The following is a 2,806-nucleotide window of genomic DNA, read 5'->3' as shown; positions in this document are numbered from 1 at the left end:
TGAAGAGTCTCGGTGAAGACGTCGCCGAGATTTGATGCATAGAGCTTCGTGACGCGCTTCAGCGCGCTCTCGTGGACCCGCGCGCGTATCGTCGCCGCGGGTGGAATGAGGGTGTGGTTCATTACAGCGTCTCCATGACGGGTTGGGAAAAAACGAAGGGAATCATGTGCGGTTACGACAACTCCGGCTCCAGGAACTCACGGACCGTCGTCTTGCACTCCGCCAAGGTCGAGCCGTAGATGCTGTCCACCGAGCAGATTTCCTCCACGCCGGATGATCCCGCCCACTCGAGCATCCCGGGCTCCCGATAGAGTTCACCGATCTCCTGCCCGTCCAGGTAGACGGGAACCCGCCTGCATGGCGTGCAGCTGTCGCCGTCTTCATGCACCCTGCCGAACCTCAATGCCGGCTTCTTTCCTCTTGCGTCCTTGCCAGGGATGCCGTGACGGTCGGTCAGCCGCCGGATCAGCGCCTTGCGGGTGTCGGCGGTCTCGACAACGGGGGCCTTGCGCCTCATCATCGTGCCCACGGATTCCGTTGGATGCGTGAGGTCCGTTTCCCGGACTGCGTACCATTGCCGGTACGGGACGTTGTTCCGGTTGGTGGCGCCCAGCCTGGGGTGATGGGCGTTGTTCACGAGAACCAGCCCGTGGAACCGGTAGGCGCCGGTGTAGTGTCGATAGGATTCCATTGCCGTGTGTCCCTTCCTGTTCCCGAAATGGAAACGCCCCGCCCCGCGTTGTGCGGGGCGGGGCGCTTGGGGAGATGGGGGCAGATCAGACGCGGCGCAGGAACTCCGGGATGTCGAGTCCATTGCCGTTGTCGTGGCCGTTGGCGGCGATGGGTGCGGCATGGTGTTCGGCCGCCTCTGGGGCCTCGATGCTCACGACCGTGGAGACCGGCGGCGACTGATCGGCGGGTGCGTCGGCGTGCTCCGGCTCCACCGGCTCCGCGGCGCCTGCGCTGTCGGGTTCCGACGGCGGTTCCGTAACGGCTACGGAGTCCGTTGTGTCGGCGGGCGGCGCTGTCCCCGCACCATCACCCTCGACGCCGGCGCTGCCCGCGTCGAATGCCTTGAAGCCGGGCGGGGTCCAGGCAAGCGCGGCCGCGTGGGCGTCGGCGGCGACGCCCAGCGGAGAACTGCCGGCGGCGAAGGCCTCTTCCATCGCCTTGGCGAGCGCGGGCTTCTTGTTCTTTGCCCGCGCAGACGCCCAGGCCGGTCCCAGGGGCTCCCCGGCGATGTCGAGGATGCGGGCCCTTTTGATTGGCGGCCACAGCCAACCAGGCGGCGATTATGGGCGGCCGGGGTGGCGCGGACCGTCAGGGGGCGGCGGGCGTGGGAGCCACAGGCGCGTCCCGAGCTGGAAGCCACCGTCGCCCGGCTCGACATCGACTTCGCCGGCCAGGTGCGTCCGACCGCGGACATGCTGTGGTCCCGGATCAACAAGGGCCGCATCCTCGACATCGCCAGGGAGACCCTGGGACCGGCATGGGCCTCTGCGCGGGCCAAGAACAAGAAGCCCGCGCTCGCCAGGGCGATGGAAGAGGCTTTCGCCGCCGGCAGCCCTCCGCTGGGCGTCGCCGCCGACGCCCACGCGGCCGCGCTCGCGTGGACGCCCCCGGGCTTCAAGGCGTTCGACGCGGGCAGCGTCGGCGTCGAGGGTGATGGTGCGGGGACAGCGCCGCCCGCCGACACAACAGACTCCGTAGCCGTTACGGAACCGCCGTCGGAACCCGACAGCGCAGGCGCCGCGGAGCCGGTGGAGCCGGAGCACGCCGACGCACCCGCCGATCCGCCGCCGGTCTCGACGATCGAGAGCATCGAGGCCCCAGAGGCGGCCGAACACCATGCCGCACCCATCGCCGCCAACGGCCACAACAACGGCAACGGACTCGACATCCCGGAGTTCCTGCGCCGCGTCTGATCTGCCCCCGGGCCCCCAAGCGTCCCGCCCCGCACAACGCCGGGCGGGGCGTTTCCATTTCAGGGACAGGAAGGGACACAGGCATGGAATCCTATCGACACTACACCGGCGCCTACCGGTTCCACGGGCTGGTTCTCGTGAACAACGCCCGCAACCCCAGGCTGGGCGTCACCAACCGGAACAACGTCCCGTACCGGCAATGGTACGCAGTCCGGGAAACGGACCTGGAGCATCCAACGGAATCCATGAGCACGATGATGAGGCGCAAGGCCCCTGTCGTCGAGACCGCTGACACCCGCAAGGAGCTGATCCGGCGGCTGGCCGATCGTCACGGCATCCCTGCCAAGGACAAGGGGAAAGGGCCGGCATTGACTTTCGGCAGGGTGCGCGAAGACGGCGACAGCTACACGCCATGCAGGCGGGTCCCCGTCTATCTGGACGGGCAGGAGATCGGCGAACTGTATCGGGAACCCGGCATGTTCGAGTGGGCGGGATCGTCCGGCGTTGAGGAAATCTGCTCGGTGGACAGCATCTACGGCTCGACGCTGGCGGAGTGCAAGACGATGGTCCGCGATTTTCTGAAGAAAGGGTTGTCGTAGTCGCATACCGGGCCACCCGGACGGGCATTGGTTGGCTGGTCTTGCGCACAGTTCCCTTCGTTTTTCCCAACCCGTCATGGAGACGCTGCAATGAACCACACCGCCATCCCACCCGCGGCGACGATACGCGCGCGGGTCCACGAGAGCGCGCTGAAGCGCGTCACGAAGCTTTATGCATCAAGTCTCGGCGACGTCTTCACCGAGACTCTTCAGAACGCCCGCCGTAGCGGCGCCACCCGTGTCCGCGTCACCGTCGGCACAAACGCCGGTCAGTCCGCCCTT

General features: G+C 67.3%; 5 protein-coding genes. 3 read left to right on the top strand and 2 right to left on the bottom strand.

Going from position 1 to position 2,806, the window contains the following annotated elements; all coding sequences use genetic code 11:
- Positions 1–172: 172 nt before the first annotated feature.
- Together OXF11_17335 and OXF11_17330 are read right to left on the bottom strand one after the other, a co-directional pair.
- Positions 173–691: a hypothetical protein gene (locus OXF11_17335; GenBank protein ID MCY4488862.1), complete on the bottom strand. Its 519-nt coding sequence runs from the start codon at positions 689–691 to the stop codon at positions 173–175.
- Between the two features lie 85 nt (positions 692–776).
- A complete protein-coding gene (locus OXF11_17330; GenBank protein MCY4488861.1) occupies positions 777–1,166 on the bottom strand; it encodes a hypothetical protein in 390 nt (129 codons plus the stop codon).
- Positions 1,167–1,307: 141 nt separating this feature from the next.
- Here OXF11_17330 and OXF11_17325 point away from each other — a divergent pair, with 141 nt between their 5' ends.
- The 3 genes from OXF11_17325 to OXF11_17315 all read left to right on the top strand — a co-directional run.
- Entirely contained in the window at positions 1,308–1,925 is a 618-nt protein-coding gene (locus OXF11_17325) for a hypothetical protein (GenBank protein MCY4488860.1), read from the top strand.
- An 83-nt stretch (positions 1,926–2,008) separates the two neighbouring features.
- Complete coding sequence (locus OXF11_17320; GenBank protein ID MCY4488859.1) at positions 2,009–2,524, top strand: hypothetical protein; 516 nt, start codon at positions 2,009–2,011, stop codon at positions 2,522–2,524.
- A gap of 90 nt (positions 2,525–2,614) precedes the next feature.
- The coding region (locus tag OXF11_17315; protein MCY4488858.1) for a hypothetical protein at positions 2,615–2,806 on the top strand (192 nt) is incomplete at its 3' end.

The sequence above is a fragment of the Deltaproteobacteria bacterium genome, assembly GCA_026712905.1.
Lineage (GTDB): Bacteria > Desulfobacterota > Binatia > UBA9968 > JAJDTQ01 > JAJDTQ01.
This window is presented reverse-complemented; position numbering and strand designations above follow the sequence as displayed.

Excerpts from the sequence above, each read along its gene's own strand:
- OXF11_17335 (MCY4488862.1), bottom strand. The coding sequence starts at position 691 with ATGGAATCCTATCGACACTACACCGGCGCCTACCGGTTCCACGGGCTG.
- OXF11_17330 (MCY4488861.1), bottom strand. The coding sequence starts at position 1,166 with ATGGAAGAGGCCTTCGCCGCCGGCAGTTCTCCGCTGGGCGTCGCCGCC.
- OXF11_17320 (MCY4488859.1), top strand. The coding sequence starts at position 2,009 with ATGGAATCCTATCGACACTACACCGGCGCCTACCGGTTCCACGGGCTG.